Raw genomic sequence first — 22,066 nt, forward strand, 5'->3', positions numbered from 1 at the left:
ACACACGTACCCGGCCGGACCGCAGTGGAGGGAGCACCAGGATGCGGATGGGAGTGTTCGTCGGCGACTTCACCGGTCCCGGCGGGACGGCGGCGCTGGGCGAGCGGCTGGCCGCGTTCGCCGTACGGGCCGAGCGGGCCGGCGCGGCGAGCCTCTGGCTCAACGACCACCTGTTCCAGATCCCCATGTTCGGCGGCGAGGACGACCCGGTGCCGGAGTCCTGGACGGCGCTGGCGTTCGTCGCGGCCCGGACCAGCCGGATCGAGCTGGGCACGCTCACCACCTCGGCGACGTACCGGCACCCGGGCGTGCTGCTCAAGACCGTCGCCACGCTGGACGTGCTCAGCGGCGGGCGGGCCTGGCTCGGCATCGGGCCGCCCTGGCACGAGCGGGAGCAGCGCGACATGGGCATCCCGGTCGGCTCGTGGCCGGAGCGCTTCGCCCGGCTGGAGGAGATCCTGCGGCTGACCCGGCAGGTGTGGGACGGCGACACCGCCCCGTTCGCCGGCGAGCACTACCGGCTCGACCGGCCCCGGCTGTGCCCGCCGCCGCTGCGCCGCCCGCCGATCCTGGTCGGCGGCGCGCACGAGCGGCGGGTGCTGCGGCTCGTCGCCCGCTACGCCGACGCCTGCAACCTGTTCGAGGCGGGCGGGCTGCCGATGCTGCGGCTCAAGCTGGACCTGCTGCGGCGCAACTGCGAGCAGGCCGGCCGTCCCTACGACGACATCCTGCGGACCACGTTCGGCGCGCTGCGCGCCGAGGACGTGGCCGACCCGCGGGCGGCGCACCGGCGGTTCCAGGACCTCGCGGAACTCGGCGTCGACGTGGCGGTCGTGGACCTGGGCGCGGACGCCGACGAGCGCCGGTTCGAGCTGTTCGCGGCGCTGGCCGAGGCGGTCGCGCCGCTCGGCCGCACCCAGCCGGCCGCTGTGCCGGCGCACATCGTTGTTCCGGCCGTACCGGCGTTGGCAGACTGACCCGGCGACGGCCGATCCGCACGCGTGTCGAATGTGGAGGAACGTCAAATGACCTCGACCACCCCCGTGACGATCGACGCCCTCAAGGCGGCCCGGGAACTGGCGCCGACGATCGCGGACCGGGCCGCCGAAGGCGAACGCCTCGGCTGCGTACCCCCCGATCTGCTGGACCGGATCTCCCGGGCCGGGCTGATCGACCTGATGCTGCCGCAGGCGTTCGGCGGCCTCGAACTCGACCCGATGGCCGTGGTGGACGTCATCACCGAGCTGTCCCGCGCGGACGGTTCGGTCGGCTTCACCATCCTCAGCCTCAACGCCACGTTCTTCGTCGCCTGGCTGGAGCCGGACGTCGCCCGCTCGGTGCTGGCCGACCGGCCGCGCGCCATCGCCACCGTGTTCGCGCCGCTGGGCAAGGCGACGCCGGATCCGGGCGGCGGGCTGGTCGTGGACGGCCGCTGGCCGTTCAACAGCGGCTGCCGCAACGCCTCCTGGTTCGCCAACGGCGTGATGGTGATGGACGGCGACAAGCCGGCCGTCGTCCCGCCCGGGCGCCCCGACTGGCGGCTGGTCTTCGTCCCGGCCGCGGACGTCGAGGTGCTCGACACCTGGGACGTCGCCGGGCTGCGCGGCACCGGCAGCAACGACGTGCGCATGAGCGGCGTACGGGTGCCGCCGGAGTACACCGCGAACCCGATCTTCGAGTCGGCCAAGCTGGACGGGACCATCTTCCGCTGGTCCTTCTTCGCACTCATGGGCGTGCTGTTCGCCGGCTTCCCGCTGGGCATCGCCCGGCGCGCGATCGACGAGTTCGTCACCGTGGCCCCGCACAAGTCGCGGGGCAGCCGGCCGCTGGCCGAGGAACAGTCGGTCCAGCTGACCGTCGCGCGGGCCGAGGGGCAGCTGCGCTCCGCGCACGCGTACGTGCAGGACACGCTGGGCCGGGCGTGGGACCGTACGCTCGCCGGCGACGAGATGACGATGGACGACCGGGTCGCGGTCCGGCTGGCCACCGGCAACGCCATGCGCGCCGGGACCGCCGCCGTCGACTCGATCTTCCGGCTGGCCGGGGGCAGCGCCCTCTACAACCGGTCGCCGCTGCAACGCTGCTGGCGCGACATCAACGCCGGCAGCCACCACGGCTACTTCTCCGAATACCACGAGACCCGCGTGGGCCGGGCGCTGCTCGGCGTGCCGGTGCCGGACCCATGGATGATGTGACGACGGACGGGCGCCGGCCGTGGACCGGCAGGTGGATCTGGTGCCAGGACACCGGCATCCGCCGCACCGGCGAGTTCCAGAGCATCCCGGAGGTCGACGAGCGGGTCCACGACCGGCGGGTGCTGTTCCGGCGCGAGTTCACACTCGACCGGGTGCCCGGGCGGGCGCCCATGCGGATCACCGCCGACTCCCGGTACGTGCTGTGGGTCAACGGGGTGGAGCTGGCCCGCGGCCCGGCCCGCAGCCATCCCCGCCGTTTGCTCCACGACACCGTCGACGTGGCCCCCGCGCTGCGTCCCGGCGTCAACGTCGTCGGGGTGCTGGTGCGCTTCTACGGCGAACCGACCGCCTGGTGGATGCCGGCGGTGCCGACGTTCAGCCACGGCGCCGGGGTGCTCGTCGCCGAGGTCGACCTGCCCGGCGGCGTCCTCGGCACCGACCGGACCTGGCGCTGCCGGGTGAGTGACGCGTGGACGCGCCAGCGCCCGTCCGGTCTCGGCCAGGCCCGCCCGGAGGTGCTCGACGGCCGCCGGCTCGACCCGGACTGGCTGCGGCCCGGCCACCCGGACGAGGGCTGGTCGGCGCCCCGCGTGGTCACCGCCCTGCACCTCGGGGGCATCGGCCGGGCGGTCCCGCCCACCGACCCGTACGGGCCGATGCCGCCGCGTGTCACCGCGCCGCCGGCCGTGACGCCGAGGATCCCGGCAGAGCTGCGGCGGCACCGGCCCGGCATGCCCGGTGAGCCGGTGACGCTACCCCTGACGGTCGACCTGGACGCCGGGTCGCCGGAGGTGCTCACCGCCGACTTCGGCCGGGTCGTCGCCGGCACGCTCGCGCTGCGGCTGACCGGCCCGGCCGGCGTGGTCGCCGACGGTTCGCTCGGCGAACGCCTGGACGGCGAGGGCGCGCCGGCACCGTCGAGCGCCGCGTTCTCCTACACGCTGCGCGGGCACGCCGACATGTTCGAGACCGCCGACCCGGGCGGCGGCCGGTACGCGGTGCTGCGCCTGACCGGGTCCGGCCGGGTCACGGTGGACGCCGTCACCGTGACCGAACGGCTGCGCCCACGACCGGCCGGCCCGTTCTTCACGTGCAGCGACCCGCTGCTGGACGAGATCCACCGGGTCGGCCTGCGGACCGTCGACCTGACCGCGCAGGACGCGTACATCGACTGCCCGACCCGGGAGCAGCGGGCCTGGACCGGCGACTCGGTGGTGCACCAGGCCGTCGACCTGGTCACCAACCCGGACTGGCGGCTGGCCCGCTGGCATCCGCGCCTGGCCGCCGTCCCCGGCCCGGACGGGCTGCTGCCGATGGCGGTGGCCTGCGACTTCGAGCACCGCGCCACCACCACCATCCCGGACTGGTCGCTGCACTGGATCCGGTCGGTACGCAACCTGTGGTGGTGGGCCGGCGACCGGGACGAGGTGGCCGCGCTGCTGCCGGTGGCCGAGGGCGTGCTGCGCTGGTTCGCCGAGTTCGCCCGCGACGGGCTGCTCACCGACGTCACCGGCTGGGTGCTGCTGGACTGGGCCAGCGTGCAGGGACGCGGCGCCGGCGCGGTGCTCAACGGGCTGTGGGGGCGTGCGCTGACCGACTTCGCCGAGATGGCCGCGTGGCTCGGCGACCACGGCCGGACCCGCTGGGCGCGCGCGCAGCACCGCCGCCTCGCCGAGGCGTACCGGATCTTCTTCGACCCCGCGCGTGGCGGCTACCGGGACTGGGCGCGCGACGGCGTGGCCGCTCCCGGCCTCAGCGACCACGCCGCCGCGGCGGCAGTCGTCGGCGGCCTCGTTCCGGCCGCTTCGCGGGCCGCGGTGCTGCGGTTCCTGCTGGCGCGGGAGGACCGGGTGACCAGCGCGTGGTCCTTCGGCGTCATGCCGCTGCGGGCCGCGATGGGCCCGCCGCAGCCGGACTGGGACGTGGACCGCCAGGTGGTCGCGGCACAACCGTTCTTCCGGTACGTGGTGCACGACGCGGTCGCCGCGCTCGGCGGCGCGGAGCACGTGGCCCGGCTGTGCCGGGACTGGCGGGCGCTGCTGACGGAGGAGACGGACACCTGGCCGGAGACCTGGTCGGGCGGCTCGCTCTGCCACGGCTGGTCCGCCACGCCGAGCCGGGACCTGCCGCTGTACACGCTCGGCGCGGGCCCGGCGGCACCCGGCTTCGCCCGGGCCCGGGTCGCACCGCGCCTGGGTGACCTGGACTGGGCGCGCGGGGCGGTGCCGACGCCGCACGGCCCGCTCACCGTCGACGTGGGCACGGAGGTGACGGTGGAGTCCCCGGTGCCGGTGGAGATCGACGTGGGCGGCGTCCGGCACCACCGGCCGCCCGGCCGGTGGACGGTCCCGGCGGGACGGGCTCACGACCGGGACCGCCCCGGCGCCGCGGTGACGGCATGACCGGCGAACCGGCGGGCGCGCGGACCAACGGCACCAGGCTGACCGTCGCCAACGGCCGGCGGCCGGCCACCGACGCCGCCCCGGCCGCGCGTACCGTCCCCGTGGAACGGGCCGACGCGCTGCTGTCCGCCGTCGCCGACCTGGTCGGACCGCGCGCCGACCCGCTCGGCGACGCGCTCGCCGCGGTGCTCGACGCGGCCCGCGACCTCGTCGAGGTGGCGGCCCGGTGGCCGGCCGGCTCCACCCCGGGGGCCGAGTCGCACGAGCGCCTCCGGCAGGCCCACGGCAGCGCCCGCGCCGCGTGCAGCGTCTGCTGGTACGCGGTCGTCGAGGTGGGCGACCAGGTCCGCCGCGCGGACGGCGGCCGTCCGGCTCAGTAGCCGGGCGGGGCCGTGTAGCCGCCGGTCAGCTCGTGCACCGCCGCGGCGAAGGCCAGCGTGCCCCGGTCACCCCAGCGCGGCCCGATCACCTGCACCCCGACCGGCAGCCCGGCCGCGGTACGGCCCACCGGCACGGCGGTGGCGGGCAGCCGGGCCAGGCTCGCCAGGCTCGCCCACACCAGCTGCCCGGCGTACGGCGCCGGCCGGCCGTCCACTGTGAGCTGCCGGGCCAGCGGGGGAGCGTCGGTCTGGTGCGGGTACGCCGGAAGCGGCGCGGACGGGGTGATCACCAGGTCCACCCGCTCGAAGACCGCCTGCCACGCGGCGGCCGACCGCGCCTGCCGCTCGGCGCTGCGGTGCCAGGCCCGGTACGGCTGGGCGAGGCCCCGGGCGAGCCGCACCACCGGGCGGTCGTCGTCGGGGCGCGCCCGGCGGGCGATCCGGGCCAGCTTGGCGAAGTCGGCGTCGGAGAAGTCGGTGCTGAGCACACCCAGCAGCAGTTCCAGGTAGATCTCGTACGACTCGTAGAACGGCCGGGGCGGCCGGAGCCGGTCCTCGACGAGCGCGCCCGCGCCGGCCAGACGCGCCACGAACTCCCGGAGCACCCGCAGCGTCTCCCGGTCGGTGCGCATCAGCGGGTTGTCCAGCCAGACCGCGATCCGGCAGCCGCTGATCCGCCGCGTCGCCGGGGGCGCCGGGGGCAGCGTCCCGCCCGGTACGCCGCCCGCGTCGCCGCCCACCAGCACGCCCAGCGCCAGGTCGAGGTCGGCCGGGTGCCGGGCCATCGGGCCGACAGCGCCCAGCGGCGACGCACCGAGCGTGCCGGGCGGCCCGGGGATGTGCCCCCGCGTCGGCACCGCCGAGAAGGTCGGCAGGTGGCCGTACACGCCGCAGAAGTGGCTCGGCAGCCGGATCGACCCGGCGATGTCGCTGCCCAGTTCCAGCGGGGTGAGGCCGGCCGCGAGCGCGGCGGCGGAGCCGCCCGAGGACCCGCCGGCGGTGCGCCCGGGATCCCACGGGTTACGGGTCAGCCCGTACACCGGGTTGTCGGTCTGGAAGTCGCCCGCGTACGGCGGCACGTTCGTCTTGCCGACCACGACGGCGCCGGCGGCCCGCAGCCGGGCGACCGCCTCCGCGTCGCGGTCCGGCCGGTGCCCGGCCAGCTCGGGCGCGCCCGCGGTGGTCACCAGACCGGCGGTCTCGAACACGTCCTTCACCGTCATCGGCAGGCCGTGCAGCGGGCCGCGGGGCTCCCCGGCGGCGCGTGCCCGGTCGGCGGCTGCCGCCGCCGCGAGCGCCCGGTCCCGGTCCACCGCCACCACCGCGTTTACCGCCGGGTTGAGCCGCTCGATCCGGTCCAGGTGGGCCCGGACCAGGTCGGCGCTGGACACGGCGCCGGCGTCGAGGGCGCGCAGCAACGCGGTCGCGCTCACCGTGGCCAGTTCCTCCATCGCACCTCCCGGCCGCACCCGCGCCGACTGCGCCGGCCGCACGGGCTGGGTACGGTCGTGGCACCGTACCGCCCGGCCGGTCGACTGCGGACCGGTCGCAGTTGCGCGGCGTCCTGAACGCTTGTGCGGCGGCGGCGCGGCGGGCGACGCTGCCGGGGACACCGCGAGCGTGCTCCGGGCGGGCAACGGGCCTCGTTACGGGGCGGCCGCCGCAGCGTCCACGCGTGCATCCGTGGCGATCGTCGCCTGCCCACAGGGGAGACTGGCATGACTTCCGCTCCGACCAGGTCGACCACCTCGAAGACTCCACCGGGGTCGAACGCGCCGCGGTTCGTACAGACCGCGTCGTTCGTCCGGGGTCCGATCGACTACCTCGACCAGAACCACCGCAAGTACGGCGACATCTTCACGGTGTCGCTGATCGGCATGCCGCCGATCGTGTACGTCGCGAACCCGGACCTCGCCCGCCAGGTGTTCGCCACCGACCGCAGCGTCGGCAACGCCGGCCGTACCCGGCAGGACTTCCTGCAGCGGATGGTGGGCGACTACTCGATCCTGGTGCTCGACGGCGACGAGTGGCTGCGGCAGCGCAAGATGATCGGGTCCGCGTTCCACACCCGCTACCTGCAGAGTTACCAGGAGGAGATCCGCCGCATCGCGGTCGAGTCGGTCGCCACCTGGCCGGTCGGCACCCCGTTCCCGGTCCGGCCCAAGATGCAGACCATCGCGCTGGACGTGCTCCTGCGCGTCGTGTTCGGCATCCGCGACCTCGAACGGGTCGCCCAGCTGCGGGAGATGCTGCCCCGGCTGACCGCGTCGGCGTCCAGCATGGAGACGCTGGCGTTCGTGCTGTCCCGCTCGGCGTGGGCCGGCATCGAGCCGATCTTCCGCAAGATCCCGGGCAGCGCGGCGGCCCGGTTCACCCAGGCGCGCGCGGACTGCGACGCGATCCTCTACGACGAGATCCGGCGGCGGCGGGCCGAGCCGGACAACGCCGAGCGCAAGGACATCATGTCCCAGCTGCTGCGTGCCGCGGACGACCAGGGCACGCCGATGACCGACCTGGAGCTGCGCGACGCGCTCATGACGCTGCTGGAGGCGGGATACGAGACGACCGCCGCGGCGATGGCCTGGGTCTTCGAGCGGCTCGTCCGTCACCCCGACGTCTACCGGCGACTGCTGGAGGAGACCAAGGACGGCGACGAGACGTACCTGGAAGCAGTCATCAAGGAGACCATGCGGACCCGGCCGATCGTGCCGGTGATGCCCCGGGCGCTGTCCGGCCCGCTGGAGATCGGCGGCTACACCGTGCCGGGCGGCTGGTGGGTCGCGCCGTCGGTGCCGCTGCTGCACGGCCGGGAGGAGTCGTTCGAGTCGCCGGAGGAGTTCCGGCCGGACCGGTTCCTCGGCGAGGACGTGCCGAAGTCGGCGTTCCTGCCGTTCGGCGGCGGCCGGCGGCACTGCCTGGGCGCGCAGTTCGCCATGATCGAGATGAAGGCGGTCATTCCCGAGGTGATCAAGCGGATGGACCTGCGCCGCCCCGACGGCGCCGGTCCGGAGGCGCAGAAGACCTCGCACGTGCTGCTCACCCCGTCCGAGGGGGCGACTGTCGTGGCCGAGCCGCGTAAGCAGGCGGCGAGCGCCTGAGACGTACCGATCGACCGGGCCGGCCCTCGACGAGGGCCGGCCCGTCCCGTGTCGGCGGTCGGCCCGGGACCGCGCCCGACGGCCCCCGGAGCGCGCCTGACGCCGCGACCGTGCGCCCGACGGCGCGGCCGAGGGCTCAGCGGCGGGCGGCGGCTCAGCGGCCGGCGGCGGCGACCAGGCGGCGCAGCGGCGCATCCGGGTCGGCCAGGACGCGCCCGGCCAGCTCCGCGTAGCGGCGGACGAAGTCCTGCGCCCAGGCCGGCTCGAACTGGTCCTCGGCGTAGGACAGCCGGGCGTCGAACCGGTCGGCGCGGGGGATGACGGTCAGGCTCAGGCCGAAGCGGCTCAGTCCCTGGCTGGGCCGGAACGTGTCGATCTCCAGCCCGTTGCGCACGGCCGTCGGCGACCAGGAGTCCGGCGCCCGGTCCGGCAGCATCTGGAAGACCACGTCGTTGACCCGGCCGCCGGCCTCGCGCAGCGCCGGCACCGGCACCGTCTGGTACGGCACGCCCTGGTGCACGACGGCGTCCAGGACGGTACGGCGGGTCGCGGCGAGCAGGTCGCGGAACGAGCCGCCGTCGGCCAGCCGGGTGCGCAGCACCAGCATGTTGGCGAAGAAGCCGACGGTCAGCTGCACCTCCGGCCGGGTGCGGTTGGCGAACAGCGAGGCCACCGCCAGATCGTCGGCGCCGGTCTCGGTGTGCAGCAGCAGGTAGTAGAGGCCCAGCATCACCGGGAACAGCGTGGTCCGCTCGGCCTTGGCGAACGCGCGCAGCGCCGCCGCGTCCGCGTCGCCGAACTCGTGCAGCGCCAGCCCGGGGCGCGGCGCGCCCTGCCCGGGGCGCCGCGCGGGCAGGTCGGGCACCCGCATCCCGTCGAGCTTGGCGGCCCAGTAGTCGTGGTCGGCGCGCAGCTGCCCGGAGGCGCTCTGCTCGTGCTGCCAGGCGGAGAACTGCCGGTACTGCCAGCCGACCGGCGCGGGTGGCGCGCCGTCACCGAGCAGCGCGATCACGTCGTTGATCAGCACCCCGCAGGACCAGGCGTCGGAGACCAGGTGGTGCATGTTGGCGCAGAGCACGTGGTCGTCGGCGCCGATCCGCCAGGCGTGCCAGCGCACCGGGGCCTGCTCGACGGCGATCGGGGCGCGCAGTTCCTCGGCGTACTGCCGCTGGACCTCCGCCTCCGCGCCGGCCGGCAGCTCGGTCCACTCGACGCGGGTCGGGCCGGGCTCGTGGACGCGCTGCACCAGGTCGCGCCCGCGCCGGTGCAGTGTGGTGCGCAGCGACTCGTGCCGCCGCATCAGGACGTCGACGGTGCCGGCCAGCTTGCCGGGGTCGAGCGGCCCGCGGATGCGGAAGCCGGCCGGGCAGTTGACCGACGCCGTCTCGGCTCGGTAGTGCGCCAGGAACCACATCAGCCGCTGACCGATGGAGGCCGGGATCTCCGTGTACGACATGGCGAGGAGTCTATGGGCGTATCTGCTATCTGCGCTCTACTGCCGGTCCGGACACTCGTGGTAGTCCTAACCCATGTCTGAGGATGCGATCGAACACCGGACCCGGGTCATCGTCGTCGGCGCCGGCTACGCCGGGCTCACCGCGGCGCTCTTCCTGGCCTGGCGCGGTGTCCCGGTGACCCTCGTCGAACGCCATCCGAGCACCTCGGTGCAGCCGAAGGCCTTCGGCATCGTGCACCGCAGCATGGAGTTGCTGCGCCAGATTCCCGGCCTGGAGGAGAAGATCCTCGCCGCCGACGTCATCGACTTCGTCAACGAAGCCCACATCACCATCGCCACCGACATGAAGGATCCGAACCCGGAGGTCCTCCTGGCCGGCAACGACGACACCATGTCGCGGCTGATCCGGTTGACCCCGGCCGGCTTCGGCGCCCTGCCGCAGTCCAAGATCGAGGCGATCCTGCGCCGCACCGCCGAGGAACTCGGCGGCGACCTGCGCTTCTCCACCAGGCTGGAGTCCTTCGACGAGGACGACGACGGCGTGGTGGCCACCCTCGTCGACCTGCCCACCGGGCGCCGCTACCGGGTGGCCGCCGACTACCTGGTGGCCGCCGACGGCTGGCAGGCGCCGGTCCGCGAGTGGCTGGAACTGCCCACGCACGGCGTCGGCGAGCTGTGGCGGTGCCGGACCATCCTCTTCGACGCCGACCTGACCGAGCTGCTGGCCGGGCGGAAGGCGCTGCTGACGTACTTCAAGAACGACGAGTTCACCGGCCTGTACGCGTACCTGGAGAACGCCCGCGAGGTGTTCGGCGTCTCCGGTGCCCACCTGCTCGGCATCAACTACTTCATCGAGCGCGGCGAGAGCGACGACGACTTCACCGACGAGCGCTGCGTGGAGCTGGTCCGCAAGGCCATGGTGGAGCCGGACCTGGAGGTCACCATCACCGACCAGTCCACGTTCGTCATCGCCCACCGGGTGGCCGACCGGATGCGCGAGGGCCGGGTGTTCCTGGCCGGCGACAGCGCGCACGTCATGCCGCAGACCGGCGGCCTGGGCGGCGCCACCGCGATCCAGGACGGCTACGACATCGCCTGGCGCATCGCCGCCGTCGTCGTCGGATACGCCGGGCCGAACCTGCTCACCGGCTACGACGCCGAGCGGCGGCCGGTGGGGGAGTCGACCGCCAACCGGCAGCTGCACCGCCTCTCCGAGCGGATGGCGCCGCAGCTCAAGACGTTGCAGTTCGCCGAGGAGGTGAGCCCGGTCTGGGAGCACCTGGGCTACCGGGTCCACTCGCCGTTCGTCGGCACCGAGCCCGACGACGACGGCGACCTGCTGGAGGACCCGGAGCTGGCGCAGGCCCGGCCGGGCAGCCGCGCGCCGCACGTGCCGGTCCGGCACGGCGACCGGGAGATCTCGCTGCTTGACCTGTTCGGCCGCGACCACGTGCTGCTGCTCGGCTCGCCCGGCACGCCGTGGCGGGCCGCCGCCGAGAAGCAGGCCGCCGCGCTGGGCGTGCCACTGCCGGTGTACGCCTTCGGCGCCGACCTGACCGACCACACCGGCGAGGCGGCACGCCGCTACGACCTCGGCCCGGACACCGCCGTCCTGGTCCGGCCGGACGGCTACGTGGTGTGGCGGGCCCTGTCCCGGCCCGACGACCCGGAACGGGCGCTGCGCGACGCCCTCACCACCGTCCTCGGCCGCGCTCCCGAGCCGGTCGAGCCGCCGCAGTGGTCCGAGCCGGCGCTGCGGCGTACCGCGATCCGGTTCTTCACCAACATCCGCCGCTGACGTGAGCCGGATCGCCGTCGTCGGGGCCGGCATGGCGGGCCTGGCCGCCGCGTTGTTCTGCGCCCGCCGGGGCCACGAGGTGACGCTGCTGGAACGCGACGCCGCCGCGCCGCCGGACGGCGCGGGCGCGGACCGGTGGTTCACCGACTGGCACCGGCCGGGCCTGCCGCAGGGACGGCACTCGCACAAGTTCCTGGCCCGGTCGTGCCGGGTGCTGGCCGAGGAGGCGCCGGACGTCCTGGACGACCTCGTCGCGGCCGGCGCGGTGCGGGTGCCGGTCAGCCGCCTGCACACCGGGCCGCCGCCGGCCGACGAGTTCGCGCTCGCCGCGCGGCGGCTGATGCACGAGGCGGTGCTGCGCCGCGCCGTCGGACGCGAACCGACCGTACGTCTGCGACCCGGTGCGACCGCCCGCGCGCTGGTCACCGGGAGCCCGGACGGCGGCGTGCCGACGGTGGACGGCGTCCGGCTCGACTCCGGCGAGGTGGTGTCCGCCGACCTCGTCGTGGACGCCGCCGGACGGCACGCCCGGCTGCTCGACTCGATCGACGTGCGCCGCCCGCCCGCGCTGGTGCATCCGTGCGGGTTCGTCTACCTGACCCGGCACTACCGGCTGCGGCCCGGCGCCGAGCTGCCGCCGCTTGATCGGCCGCTCGCGATGAGCCTCGGGTACGCCGCCACGCTCGCGTTCCCGGCCGACAACGGCACGTTCTCGCTGTCGGTGACGCTGTCCGACCAGGACGAGCTGCGTCACGCCCTGCGCCGCCCGGCCACGTGGGACCGGTTCATCGCCGCGGTGCCGCACACCCACCGCTGGGCCCGCCGGGGCGTACCCCAGGGGCCGGTGCGCACCATGTCCGGCATCGCCAACCGCTGGCAGCGGATGCACGACGACGACGGGCCGGCGCTGGCCGGGCTGGTCCTGCTCGGCGACGCCGCCCTCCAGACGAACCCGACGTACGGCCGGGGCGTCTCGATCGCGTTCCTGCACGCCCAGCAGCTCGCCCGCACCCTGGACACGGCCGGTGACCCGGGCTCGGCGGCGTTCACCGACGCGTTCGAGGCGTGGACCGCCCGCAACCTCGGCGTGTGGTACCGCACCCAGGTCACCGCCGACACCGCCGGTCTGCGGCGGATGGCGGCCGGGCTGCGCGGCCAGCCGCCGCCGGTGTCCGACGACCCGTTCGCCCGCTTCATGGCCGGCATGGAGGTGCTGGCCGGGCGGGACGAGGTCGTCGCCCGCGCGCTCGGCCGGATGGCGCACCTGCTCATCACACCCGCCCAGCTGCTCGGCGACCGCGACGTGGTGCGCCGTGTGACCGGCTTCCTCGACGGCCGGACCGTCACCGACGACGCCGTCGAGGGCCCGGCCCGGCGGGAGTTCGAGGCGATCGTCGCCGCCTGAACCGCGACCGGACGGCACCTTCGGAGGCCACAATGGACGCACGGCCCGCCCGGACCGACGCTCCCGCCCGCTGCCCGGTGACCGGCGCCGCGGACTTCGAGCCGTTCGGCCCCGCCTACAACGCCGAAGCCGGGGCGAGTCTGGCCGGCGCGCGCGCCGAACGGCCGGTCTTCCACCACCCCGGCCTCGACTACTGGATCGTCACCCGGTACCGGGACGTGCGTGCCGTGTTCGGCGACCCGGACACGTTCTCGGCCGCAAACGCGATGGACCCGTACCGCCCGCTGTCCCGCCCCGCCCTGCGCGAGCTGGTCCGCCGGCGGTTCACCGGCGGCCCGGTGCTGGCGAACGAGGACGAGCCGGTGCACCTGCGGCGGCGGCGCCGGCTCGCCAGGCCGTTCACCCGGCGCCGGGTGCAGCGGCTGGAACCACGCGTGCGCGCGCTCGTCGGCGAGCGGATCGACGCGTTCGCCGGCCGGGGCCACGCCGACCTGGTGGCCGAGCTGTTGTGGGAGGTGCCCGCCCTGGTCGTCGCCGTCTTCATGGGCGTACCGGACGAGGACCTGGCCGAGGTGCGCGGCTACTCGGTGTCCCAGGCCGTGTTCAACTGGGGGCTGCCCACCGACGACGAGCAGGTGGCCGCGTGCGACGTGATGGGCCGGTACTGGCAGTACGCCGCCCGCCTGGTGAGCGGGCTCAAGGAGACCGGCGGCGGGGGCGCCGGCTGGATCGCCCACGCGGTCCGCGCCCAGGCCCGCAACCCGGAGCTGTTCAGCGACTCGTACCTGCAGTCGCTGGTACTCAACGGCACCACTGCGGCACACGAGACCACGGCGTCCGGCGCGGCCAACGCGGTGCGGACGCTGCTGGAGACGCCGGGGGCGTGGGCGGCGCTGTGCGCCGACCCGGCCGGCATCCCGGCCGCGGTGGAGGAGTGCCTGCGGCTGCGGCCCCCCGTCGTCGCCTGGCGGCGCCGCGTGGTCCGGGACACCGTCCTGGGTGGCGTGCCGCTGCCCGCCGGGGCCCGGCTGCTGCTGGTGACGGCGTCGGCCAACCGGGACGCCGAGATGTTCGCCGACCCGGACACGTTCGATCCGGCCCGGCGCGGCGTGCGCCGGCACCTGGCCTTCGGCGACGGCAACCACGCCTGCCTCGGCGCGCACCTGGCCCGGCTGCAACTGCGTGTCGTCCTGGAGGAACTGACCCGCCGCCTGCCCGCGCTGGAACTGGTGCCCGGCCAGGACTTCGGTCACGCCCCGAACACCTCGTTCCACGGACCTGAACGGCTGTTGGTGCGCTGGCCCGCGTCGTAGCGTTCGGGCATGACGGAGAATGCGGTCGGCATCTACCCGTGTCTGCTGTACCGGGATGCCGAAAAGGCGATCGAATGGCTGGTCGAGGCGTTCGGGTTCACCAAGAACGTGGTGTTCCCCGGCCCCGAGGGGACCATCGCGCACGCCGAGCTCGGCTGGCGTGGCTCAGCGGTGATGGTCAATTCCGTCGGCACCGGCACCCGCCTGGCCACCGAGGTCGGGCAGGGCGGCCTCTACCTCGTGGTGGACGACCCGGACGCGCACCACGCCCGCGCCGTCGCGGCCGGCGCGGAGATCATCCGGGAACTCAAGGACGAGGACTTCGGGACGTCCCGCGGGTACGCCGCCCGGGACCTCGAGGGCAACGTCTGGATCATCGGCACCTATCAGCCCGGCAGCACCCCGGCCCCGGCCTAGCGGCTCACGAGCGGGTCGGCTGCACCTGGCGGGGTGCCATCGCGGCGCCCCGCCGGGTGGAGGTGCTCAGCATCTGCTGCATCCCCGCCGCCACCAGCCGGCCGTCCGGCGCCCAGACCTGGGCCGCCCCACCCAGCACGCCCCGGTGCGACGCCACCCCGGCCGCGTTCACCAGCAGCCACTCGTCGCCCGGGGCGCTGTCGTGGAACGCCACGTACAGGTCGATGCTCGGGGCGAACAACTGCGTCTCCAGCTCCGGGAACGCGTTCATCACCGCCGGCCACTGGAGACTGTCCACCAGGATCACCGAGCGGCAGGCGTCCAGCCACGGGTCGTCGAAGGTGGCCTGCGGCTGGAACCGGGCCCAGCTGAACGCCACCGGCGCCGGCGTCTCCAGCGTGGTCCGCCCGGCCAGCTCCCGCAGCGTGACGCAGTCGTGCCAGGGCGGCACGCCCCGCCCCTCCGCCTCCAGCAGCTCCCGCAGGTCGGGCAGCTCGTCCGGACCGGGCACCTCGGGCATCGGCGTCCACGGTCCGTCCGGGCCGGTGAGCCCGTCGTGCGCCGCCCACACCATCGCCTCCAGCACCGGCCGGCCGAACTGCGTCATGGACACCCGGGCCGCCGCCGCCCGGCGGGTCGCCCGCAACGTCACCACCGCCAGGTCGACGTAGCCGAACCGGGGCGGGCTCAGGAACTGGCAGGACAGGCTCGCCGGGCGGGGCAGGGACAGGGTCTGCTGGGCGGCGCGCAGCGCCACCGCGGCCAGGTAGCCGCCGTTCGGGCCCATCAGCGCCCAGTCGGAGCACAGCTTCGCCCGGAACAGGCCGTCGCCGGCCGGTTCGATGGTGGTGTCCTCGGCGAGGTGGCCCACGGCTCAGCCCGCCGTCGCCGGCGTCGCCGGGCGGCCCGGCGTCAGCAGGCTGACCACGGTGCCGACGCCGATGAGCACGGCGGCCAGCAGGAAGCCGCGGTCGTACCCGGCGGCCAGCGCGACAGCCGGGGACCGTCCCGCGTCGGCCAGGTGCGACGCGTGCGCCACGGCGGCGGTGACCAGCGTGGCCAGGCCGATCGCGCCGCCGAGCTGCCGGGTGCTGCTGATGACCCCGGACGCCAGGCCCGCCTGGGCCGGCGGGATGCCGCTGGTGGCGGCCGCGGTGATCGGCACCATCACGATGCCGATGCCCAGTCCGATCAGCACGGTCGGGGCGAGCAGGTCGACCAGGAACGTCGCGTCGGCCGGCGTCCGGGACAGCCACAGCAGCCCGGCCGCGGCGACCACGCCACCGGCCACCAGCGGCAGCCGCGGACCGGTGCCCGGCAGCAGCTTCGTGGAGACGCCGGAGCCGGCGACGATGCCGATCGACAGCGGCAGGAACGCCAGCCCGGCCTCGATCGGCCGGTAGCCGAGGACCTGCTGGAGGAAGAGCGACAGGAAGAAGAACATCGACACCATCGCGGTGCCGCCCACCAGCGCGATGACGTTGGCGAGCGCGACGTTGCGGTGCCGGAAGAAGCCCGGCGGCATGATCGGTTCGGCCGCCCGCGTCTCGACCACCAGGAACACCGCCAGCAGCAGGACGCCGACCCCGATCGGCACCAGGACGGGAGCGGAGAGGAACGGGTGCTCCCGTACGCCGACGATGCCGTACACGAGCGTGGCCAGACCCGCGGTGACGGTGACCGCGCCGGTGACGTCGAGGCGGCGGCGTGCCCCGGCGGCCGGCGCCGACTCGGTGAGCGCCCAGGCCGCGCCGGCGAACAGCAGTACGCCCAGCGGCACGTTGCAGAACAGCACCCAGCGCCAGCTGAGCAGGTCGGTGAGCACGCCGCCGGCCAGCGAGCCGATCGCGCCGGCGGACGCGGCCACCGCGCTCCACAGGCCGATCGCCCGCCCTCGCTGCTTCGGGTCGGTGAACGTGGTGACCAGCACCGTCAGCGTGGTCGGGGCGAGGATCGCGCCGCCGAGGCCCTGCACCGCCCGGGCGGCGATCAGCGTGCCCGCGTTCGGGGCGAAGCCGCCGACGAGGCTGGCCATTGTGAAGACGGTCAGGCCGGTGAGGAACATCCGCTTGCGTCCGAACAGGTCGGCGGTACGGCCGCCGAGCAGCAGGAACCCGGCGAAGACGATGGTGTACGCGTTCACCACCCACTGCAGCTCGGCCGGGCCCATCGCCAGCGACTCGCCCATCCGGTCCAGCGCCAGGTTCACGATCGCGACGTCGAGGATCACCATGAACTGGGCGAGGCAGACCACCGCGAGGATCGCCCCGCTCGGCGCGCCGGCGGCGCGGGCCGGCGCCGACGCCGCCTTTCCTGTCGTCGTCACTTGCGGGCTCCAAGGGCTCGGGCCGGCCCGGGACGCGCCGGCGGCGGGGAGGCTCGTGCGCTCGGGAGCGGCGGCCGGGGCTGGCATACTGCCCGCATGGCCGATCTCACCGGAACACACTATCGGGGTTACAGTCCGTATCTCTACTACGAGGACGCGGGCGCCGCGCTGGACTGGCTGGTCCGCACGTTCGGCTTCACCGAGAAGGTCCGCTACCTCGACGAGGCCGGTGTGGTCCGGGAGGCGGAGCTGCACGCCGGGGACACGCTCATCATGCTGCACGGCGCCGACCCCGGCTACTGGGCGAAGCAGTCGGCGCCCGGCCCGGTCGGGCACATGTGCATCGTGTACGTCGAGGACGTCGACGCCCACCACAAGGCCACTGTCGCGGCCGGTGTGGACGCGCCCGAGCCGGAGGACCAGCCGTACGGGGCTCGGATCTACATCGTCACCGACCCGGGCGGGCACCAGTGGACGTTCTGGCAGCACCTGACCGACGAGGTGCGGCTGGCGCCGGGCTGGCGCGAGGTACGCCCGGCGTAGCGCCGTCGCGTCAGACCGGGTCCGGCTGCGGCCGCCGGTCCGGCGCGCCCGCCGCCCGCACGGCCAGCGCGACGTAGTCGGTGAGGAACGCCCGCGCCCACTCCGGGTCGAACTGGTCGTCGTAGAACAGCAGCGCCCGGCAGTCGCCGCCGGGTTGCGGGATCAGCCCCAGCTCCAGCCCGAACCGGCTGCGCAGCGCCTCCGGCACGTAGAGGTCGAAGTCGACGCCCCGCGCGGTGACCTTCGTGCCCGGTGGTGGCGTGAGCAGCATCTGGAACACCACGTCGTCGGCGCGCCGCCCGTTCGTCTGGAACCGCACCGGCAGCATCTGGTACGGGATGCCCTCGTGCAGGAACGCGTCCACCACGGTCCGGCGGGTCGCCTGCACCACCTCGCGGAAGCTCGCCCCCTGCGGGATCCGCGTGCGCAGCATCAGCATGTTGGCGAAGAACCCGACGGTCGACTGCACCTCGCGGCGGGAGCGGTTGGCGAACAACGACGCGACCGCCAGGTCGGTGCTGCCGGTCTCCCGCTGCAGGATCAGGTAGTACAGCGAGAGCATCACCGTGAACAGCGTGGTCCGCTCGGTGCGGGCCAGCAGCCGCAGCCGGTTGAACGTCTCGCGGTCGATCGTCTCGGCCTCCAGGTAGCTGCGCCGCGGCGCCTGCGGGTCCAGCTCACGCATCGGCACGTCGGGCAGCGTCAGCCCGGTCAGCTGCCCGGTCCAGTAGTCCTGGTGCGGCTTCAGCTCGCCCCTGGTCATCAGCTCGTGCTGCCACTGCGCGAACTCCGGGTACTGCCAGCCGATCGGCGTCAGGTCCGGCTCGCCGTCCGGGCCGGCCTCCAGCAGCCGGATCAGGTCCTGCACGATGATGCCGCACGACCAGGCGTCGGAGACCAGGTGGTGCATGTTCACCGACAGCACGTGCTCGTCCGGTCCCAGCCGCCACAGCGTCACCCGGACCGGCCACTCGCTGACGTCCACGTTGTCGCGGACCTCGGCCGCGACCGCCGCGCCGAGCGTCTCCTCGTCCGGGTCCGGCAGATCGACGTGGCGGACCCGGACCGGCGCCGGGTCGTGCACGTGCTGCACCAGGTTGCGCCCCTGCCGCACCAGCGTGGTGCGCAGCGCCTCGTGCCGCGCGGCCAGCCGGTCCAGCGCGATCTGCAGCTCGCCGACGTCCAGCGGGCCGTGCAGGCGGCACACGACGGGGCAGTTGAGCGATGCCGAGTCGGGCCGATAATGCTCCAGGAACCACAGCAACCGTTGTCCGATCGAGGCCGGCACTTCGCGTACGCCCATGCCCCGGAGTATCGAGATCCGGCGACGCCCGGCGCAATGCGATCCGGCCGGTGAAACGAGGTCGAGGGTGGAACCGTCCAGCTCACCGGCACGGCAGGCGCAGGCCCTGTCGATGCGGTTGTTCCTGCACAGCCTCGGCGCGGCCGAGCTGATGACGATGTACCTCGGCCATCGGCTGGGGCTCTACCGGGTGCTCGGCGACGGGCCGGTGACCGGTGCCGAGCTGGCCGCGCGCGCGGGCGTCGGCGCCCGGCACGCCACCGAGTGGCTGGAGCAGCAGGCCGCCGCCGGAGTGGTCGAGCCCGCCGGGGACGGCCGCTTCCGCCTGCCGGAGGGACACCGGCAGGCGCTCACCGACGCCACCAGCCCGTTCGCGGTGCTGTCGCTCGCGGTGCTGCCGGTGGCCGGGCTGGCGCCGATGCTCGACCGGCTGGTCGAGGCGTACGCCAAGGGCGAGGGCGTGGGATACGACGAGTACGGCGAGGAGTTCCGCGCCGCGCAGGCCGGCATGAACCGGCCGGTGTTCACGCACGAACTGCCGCGCTGGATCCGGACCGCCCTGCCGGACGTGCACGCCCGGCTGTCCCGGCCCGGCGCGGTGGTGATCGACGTCGGGTGCGGCACCGGTGACTCCTCGCTGGCGCTGGCGCAGACGTACCCGTTCGCCACGGTCCACGGTGTCGACCTGGGCGCTGCCGCGATCGGCGCGGCCCGTGACCGCGCCGCGTCGGCCGGGCTGGCCGAGCGGGTCGTGTTCACCGTCGCCGACGTGGCCGAGCGGCCCGGCGCCGAGCGCGGCGACCTGGTGTGCGTGTTCGACGCGCTGCACGACATGAGCCGGCCGGTACGGGTGCTCACCGCCGCCCGGGAACTGCTGCGTCCGGGCGGTTGCGTGCTGCTGATGGAGCCGCGGGTGGGGGAGCGGTTCACCGCGCCGGCCGGTGAGGTCGAGCGGTTCATGTACGCGGTGAGCGTGCTGCACTGCCTGCCGGTCGGCCTGACCGGTGACGGCGACGACGGCGGTGCCCCGGCCGGCACCGGCACCGTCATGCGGCCGGACACGGTGCGCCGCTACGCCGAGCGCGCCGGTTTCGCCGCGACCACGGTGCTGCCGGTGGAGCACCGGTTCCACCGCCTCTACCGCCTGGACCCGCCGGCCTGACCGGACCGGCCGTCCTCACGGGGCCGGCCCGGCCGGGCCGCCTGCGGATCAGGCGGATCAGGCGGACGGGTCGCGGCGGGCCGCCACCCGGGCGCTCAGTCGGCTCGCCGTCGACTCGGACAGCACCCGGAACTCCGCGGTGGCCTCCACGCACACCCGGTCGGCGCCGTCGACGATCGTGCCCGTCGTGCCGAGCCGGTCGGGGGCGGGCGTCGCGATCCGGGCACGCACCCGGTAGTCGGCGCCGATGCGCAGCGGCCGGACGAACCGGGCCGTGGTGTCGACGGTGACCGCGAAGCGCCGGGCACCGGCCACCACCGCCCACGCCATCGCCTCGTTCAGCACGGCCAGGCTCAGCCCGCCGTGCACGTACGTCGGCGCGCCGGAGTGCCGCTGCGCGAACGTGAACGAGGCGAGCACCTCGGCGCGCTCGTCGTCGTAGGAGAACGGGATCCGCAGCCCGTGCTCGTTGATCGGGCTGCACACGAAACAGTGCGTCTCCAGCGGGCCGCTGTGCTCGTCCAGCCGTCGTACGGCCATCAGGCGCCGTCCCCGGTGAGGGACCGGCGCAGCGCCCGCTTGTCGACCTTGCCGGCGCCGGTGTGGCTGAACGCGGGCACCACCTCCAGCCGGTCCGGCAGCTTGTACGCGGCCAGCCCCCGGCCGGTCAGGAAGGCGCGCAGCTCCGCCAGGTCGAGTCCGCCGCCGTCGTCGCGCCGGACCACCACGGCACAGATCTTCTCGCCCAGAGCGGGGTCGGGCACCGCGATGACGGCGGCGGCGCGTACGGCCGGATGCGCCTCGATCTGGCTCTCCAGCTCGGCCGCGCCGATCTTCTCGCCGCCACGGTTGATCACGTCCTTGATCCGGCCGGCGACCATCAGGTTGCCCTCCGGGGTGAGCCGGACCAGGTCGCCGGTGCGCAGGTAGCCGTCGGCGGTGAACGCGGTGGCGTTGTACTCCAGCGCGTCGTAGTAGCCGCGCAGCGTGGTCGGCCCGCGGACCAGGAACTCGCCGACGCCGCCCGGCGGGACGTCCCGGTCGTGCTCGTCGACGACGCGGTACTCGTCGGCCGGGATCAGCGGCCGGCCCTGGGTGGTGGCGATCGTCTCCGGCGGGTCGTCCAGCCGGGTGTACCACAGCGGTCCCTCGGCCATCCCGAACCAGTGGCTCAGCCGCAGCCCCCGGCCCAGGATCTCCCGGGCCACCTCCGGGCGCAGCGGCGCGCCGCCGACCTCCAGCAGCACGCCGGACAGGTCCACGCCGTAGTCGGCGGCGAGGTCGAGCCAGACCGCCAGCAGCGGCGGCATCAGCGTGGTCAGCGTGACGCCCTCGGCGGTGATCAGGGGGAACACGTCGTCCGGGCTCGGTGTCGGGCTGAGCACGACCCGGCCGCCGGCGCGCAGCGTGCCGAGCACGCCGGGGCAGCCCAGCGCCGCGTTGTGCGCCGCCGGCAGCGAGGCGAGGTAGACGCCGTGCTCGTCCACGCCGAGTGCCTCGGCGCTGCGGCGCAGCTGGTAGGCGTAGTCGTCGTGGGTGCGGGGGATCAGCTTCGGCAGCCCGGTGGTGCCGCCGGAGAGCAGGAAGAACGCTACGTCGCCGGGGTCCGGCGCGGGCAGGTCCCGGGGTTCGTCGCGTACCTCGCTCAGGGCCAGGTGCGGCCCGGGCTCCCCGGCCACGATGACGTGTTCGAGGCCGGCGGCCGACGCGGCCACCGTCGCGGCCAGCGGCCGGTGGTCGTACCCGCCGAAGCGGTCCGGCACGACCAGCGCCCGCGCCTCGGTGTGCCGGGCCAGGTAGGTCAGCTCGGCCTCGCGGTGCGACGGCAGCGCGAACACCGGTACGGCGCCGAGGCGGAACAGGCCGAGCGCGACCACCACGAACGCGGCCGTGTTCGGCAGTTGCACCACGACCCGGTCCTCGGCGCGCAGGCCGAGCCGGTGCAGACCGGCGGCGATCCGGTCTGCGGCGGCGTCGAGTTCGGCGTAGCTCATCCGGCCGCCGGTGTCGACGACGGCGGTGCGGCCGGGATGCCGGCGCGCCCCCTCACGGCCGATCTCGCCGAGCAGCTCACCGGTCCAGATGCCCGCGGCGCGGTAGCGTTCCGCGTCCGTCTCGGGCCAGGCGACACAACCTTTCAGCACCGCACGACTCCCCTGTCAACTGTGGACGCGTCCGCCTCGGGCGAGGTGCGCTCCACCTTGGCCGGTGCCGTCGCGGCCCGGCAAGCGGTCAGCGTTGCCGCCCGCGGGGCCCGGCTGCGATCCT

The 22,066-nt window shown here is 74.7% G+C and carries 18 protein-coding genes; 11 read left to right on the forward strand and 7 right to left on the reverse strand.

Annotated elements, in window-relative coordinates:
* Positions 1 to 41: 41 nt before the first annotated feature.
* From O7611_RS11190 to O7611_RS11205, 4 genes are read left to right on the forward strand one after another with little or no spacing between them, the layout of a single operon-like run.
* Positions 42 to 977, forward strand: coding sequence for a TIGR03560 family F420-dependent LLM class oxidoreductase (locus tag O7611_RS11190; RefSeq protein WP_269696765.1), 936 nt, complete (start codon positions 42 to 44; stop codon positions 975 to 977).
* A gap of 48 nt (positions 978 to 1,025) precedes the next feature.
* Positions 1,026 to 2,195, forward strand: coding sequence for an acyl-CoA dehydrogenase family protein (locus O7611_RS11195; protein ID WP_135239713.1), 1,170 nt, complete (start codon positions 1,026 to 1,028; stop codon positions 2,193 to 2,195).
* Entirely contained in the window at positions 2,183 to 4,597 is a 2,415-nt protein-coding gene (locus O7611_RS11200; RefSeq protein WP_194800063.1) for an alpha-L-rhamnosidase-related protein, read from the forward strand. The genes O7611_RS11195 and O7611_RS11200 overlap by 13 nt, the downstream gene beginning before the upstream one ends.
* Positions 4,594 to 4,977: a hypothetical protein gene (locus tag O7611_RS11205; protein ID WP_269696766.1), complete on the forward strand. Its 384-nt coding sequence runs from the start codon at positions 4,594 to 4,596 to the stop codon at positions 4,975 to 4,977. The genes O7611_RS11200 and O7611_RS11205 overlap by 4 nt, the downstream gene beginning before the upstream one ends.
* On the opposite strand, the gene O7611_RS11210 is transcribed toward O7611_RS11205, so the two are convergent.
* Positions 4,971 to 6,428 (reverse strand): amidase, encoded by a 1,458-nt coding sequence (locus O7611_RS11210; RefSeq protein WP_194800065.1) that lies wholly within the window; start codon positions 6,426 to 6,428, stop codon positions 4,971 to 4,973. The genes O7611_RS11205 and O7611_RS11210 overlap by 7 nt on opposite strands.
* 267 nt (positions 6,429 to 6,695) lie before the next feature.
* Here O7611_RS11210 and O7611_RS11215 point away from each other — a divergent pair, with 267 nt between their 5' ends.
* Positions 6,696 to 8,075, forward strand: a complete 1,380-nt coding sequence (locus O7611_RS11215; protein WP_194800066.1) for a cytochrome P450 — start codon at positions 6,696 to 6,698, stop codon at positions 8,073 to 8,075.
* 154 nt (positions 8,076 to 8,229) lie between these two features.
* On the opposite strand, the gene O7611_RS11220 is transcribed toward O7611_RS11215, so the two are convergent.
* Complete coding sequence (locus O7611_RS11220) at positions 8,230 to 9,531, reverse strand: condensation domain-containing protein (RefSeq protein ID WP_269696767.1); 1,302 nt, start codon at positions 9,529 to 9,531, stop codon at positions 8,230 to 8,232.
* Positions 9,532 to 9,604: 73 nt separating this feature from the next.
* On the opposite strand from O7611_RS11220, the gene O7611_RS11225 reads away from it, so the two are divergent.
* From O7611_RS11225 to O7611_RS11240, 4 genes are read left to right on the forward strand one after another with little or no spacing between them, the layout of a single operon-like run.
* Positions 9,605 to 11,329, forward strand: coding sequence for an FAD-dependent oxidoreductase (locus tag O7611_RS11225; protein ID WP_269696768.1), 1,725 nt, complete (start codon positions 9,605 to 9,607; stop codon positions 11,327 to 11,329).
* A gap of 1 nt (position 11,330) precedes the next feature.
* Entirely contained in the window at positions 11,331 to 12,734 is a 1,404-nt protein-coding gene (locus O7611_RS11230; protein ID WP_269696769.1) for an FAD-dependent oxidoreductase, read from the forward strand.
* 32 nt (positions 12,735 to 12,766) lie between these two features.
* Positions 12,767 to 14,047, forward strand: coding sequence for a cytochrome P450 (locus O7611_RS11235; protein ID WP_269696770.1), 1,281 nt, complete (start codon positions 12,767 to 12,769; stop codon positions 14,045 to 14,047).
* A gap of 9 nt (positions 14,048 to 14,056) precedes the next feature.
* Positions 14,057 to 14,464: a VOC family protein gene (locus tag O7611_RS11240; RefSeq protein WP_269696771.1), complete on the forward strand. Its 408-nt coding sequence runs from the start codon at positions 14,057 to 14,059 to the stop codon at positions 14,462 to 14,464.
* Positions 14,465 to 14,468: 4 nt separating this feature from the next.
* Here O7611_RS11240 and O7611_RS11245 read toward each other — a convergent pair whose 3' ends face one another.
* Entirely contained in the window at positions 14,469 to 15,335 is an 867-nt protein-coding gene (locus tag O7611_RS11245; protein ID WP_269696772.1) for a thioesterase family protein, read from the reverse strand.
* Between the two features lie 3 nt (positions 15,336 to 15,338).
* Entirely contained in the window at positions 15,339 to 16,790 is a 1,452-nt protein-coding gene (locus O7611_RS11250) for an MFS transporter (protein ID WP_269696773.1), read from the reverse strand.
* Between the two features lie 96 nt (positions 16,791 to 16,886).
* Here O7611_RS11250 and O7611_RS11255 point away from each other — a divergent pair, with 96 nt between their 5' ends.
* Positions 16,887 to 17,333: a VOC family protein gene (locus tag O7611_RS11255; RefSeq protein WP_135239725.1), complete on the forward strand. Its 447-nt coding sequence runs from the start codon at positions 16,887 to 16,889 to the stop codon at positions 17,331 to 17,333.
* Between the two features lie 10 nt (positions 17,334 to 17,343).
* Here O7611_RS11255 and O7611_RS11260 read toward each other — a convergent pair whose 3' ends face one another.
* The gene (locus tag O7611_RS11260) at positions 17,344 to 18,636 is read right to left on the reverse strand and encodes a condensation domain-containing protein (protein ID WP_194800073.1); all 1,293 of its coding nucleotides are present in this window, start codon (positions 18,634 to 18,636) and stop codon (positions 17,344 to 17,346) included.
* Positions 18,637 to 18,703: 67 nt separating this feature from the next.
* On the opposite strand from O7611_RS11260, the gene O7611_RS11265 reads away from it, so the two are divergent.
* Entirely contained in the window at positions 18,704 to 19,798 is a 1,095-nt protein-coding gene (locus tag O7611_RS11265) for a class I SAM-dependent methyltransferase (protein WP_269696774.1), read from the forward strand.
* 57 nt (positions 19,799 to 19,855) lie between these two features.
* On the opposite strand, the gene O7611_RS11270 is transcribed toward O7611_RS11265, so the two are convergent.
* Both O7611_RS11270 and O7611_RS11275 read right to left on the reverse strand, forming a co-directional pair.
* A complete protein-coding gene (locus O7611_RS11270) occupies positions 19,856 to 20,338 on the reverse strand; it encodes a PaaI family thioesterase (protein WP_194800075.1) in 483 nt (160 codons plus the stop codon).
* The gene (locus O7611_RS11275; protein WP_269696775.1) at positions 20,338 to 21,942 is read right to left on the reverse strand and encodes a (2,3-dihydroxybenzoyl)adenylate synthase; all 1,605 of its coding nucleotides are present in this window, start codon (positions 21,940 to 21,942) and stop codon (positions 20,338 to 20,340) included. The genes O7611_RS11270 and O7611_RS11275 overlap by 1 nt, the downstream gene beginning before the upstream one ends.
* Positions 21,943 to 22,066: the final 124 nt, after the last annotated feature.

It is taken from the genome of Micromonospora sp. WMMC273 (assembly GCF_027460285.1).
Lineage (GTDB): Bacteria > Actinomycetota > Actinomycetes > Mycobacteriales > Micromonosporaceae > Micromonospora > Micromonospora aurantiaca.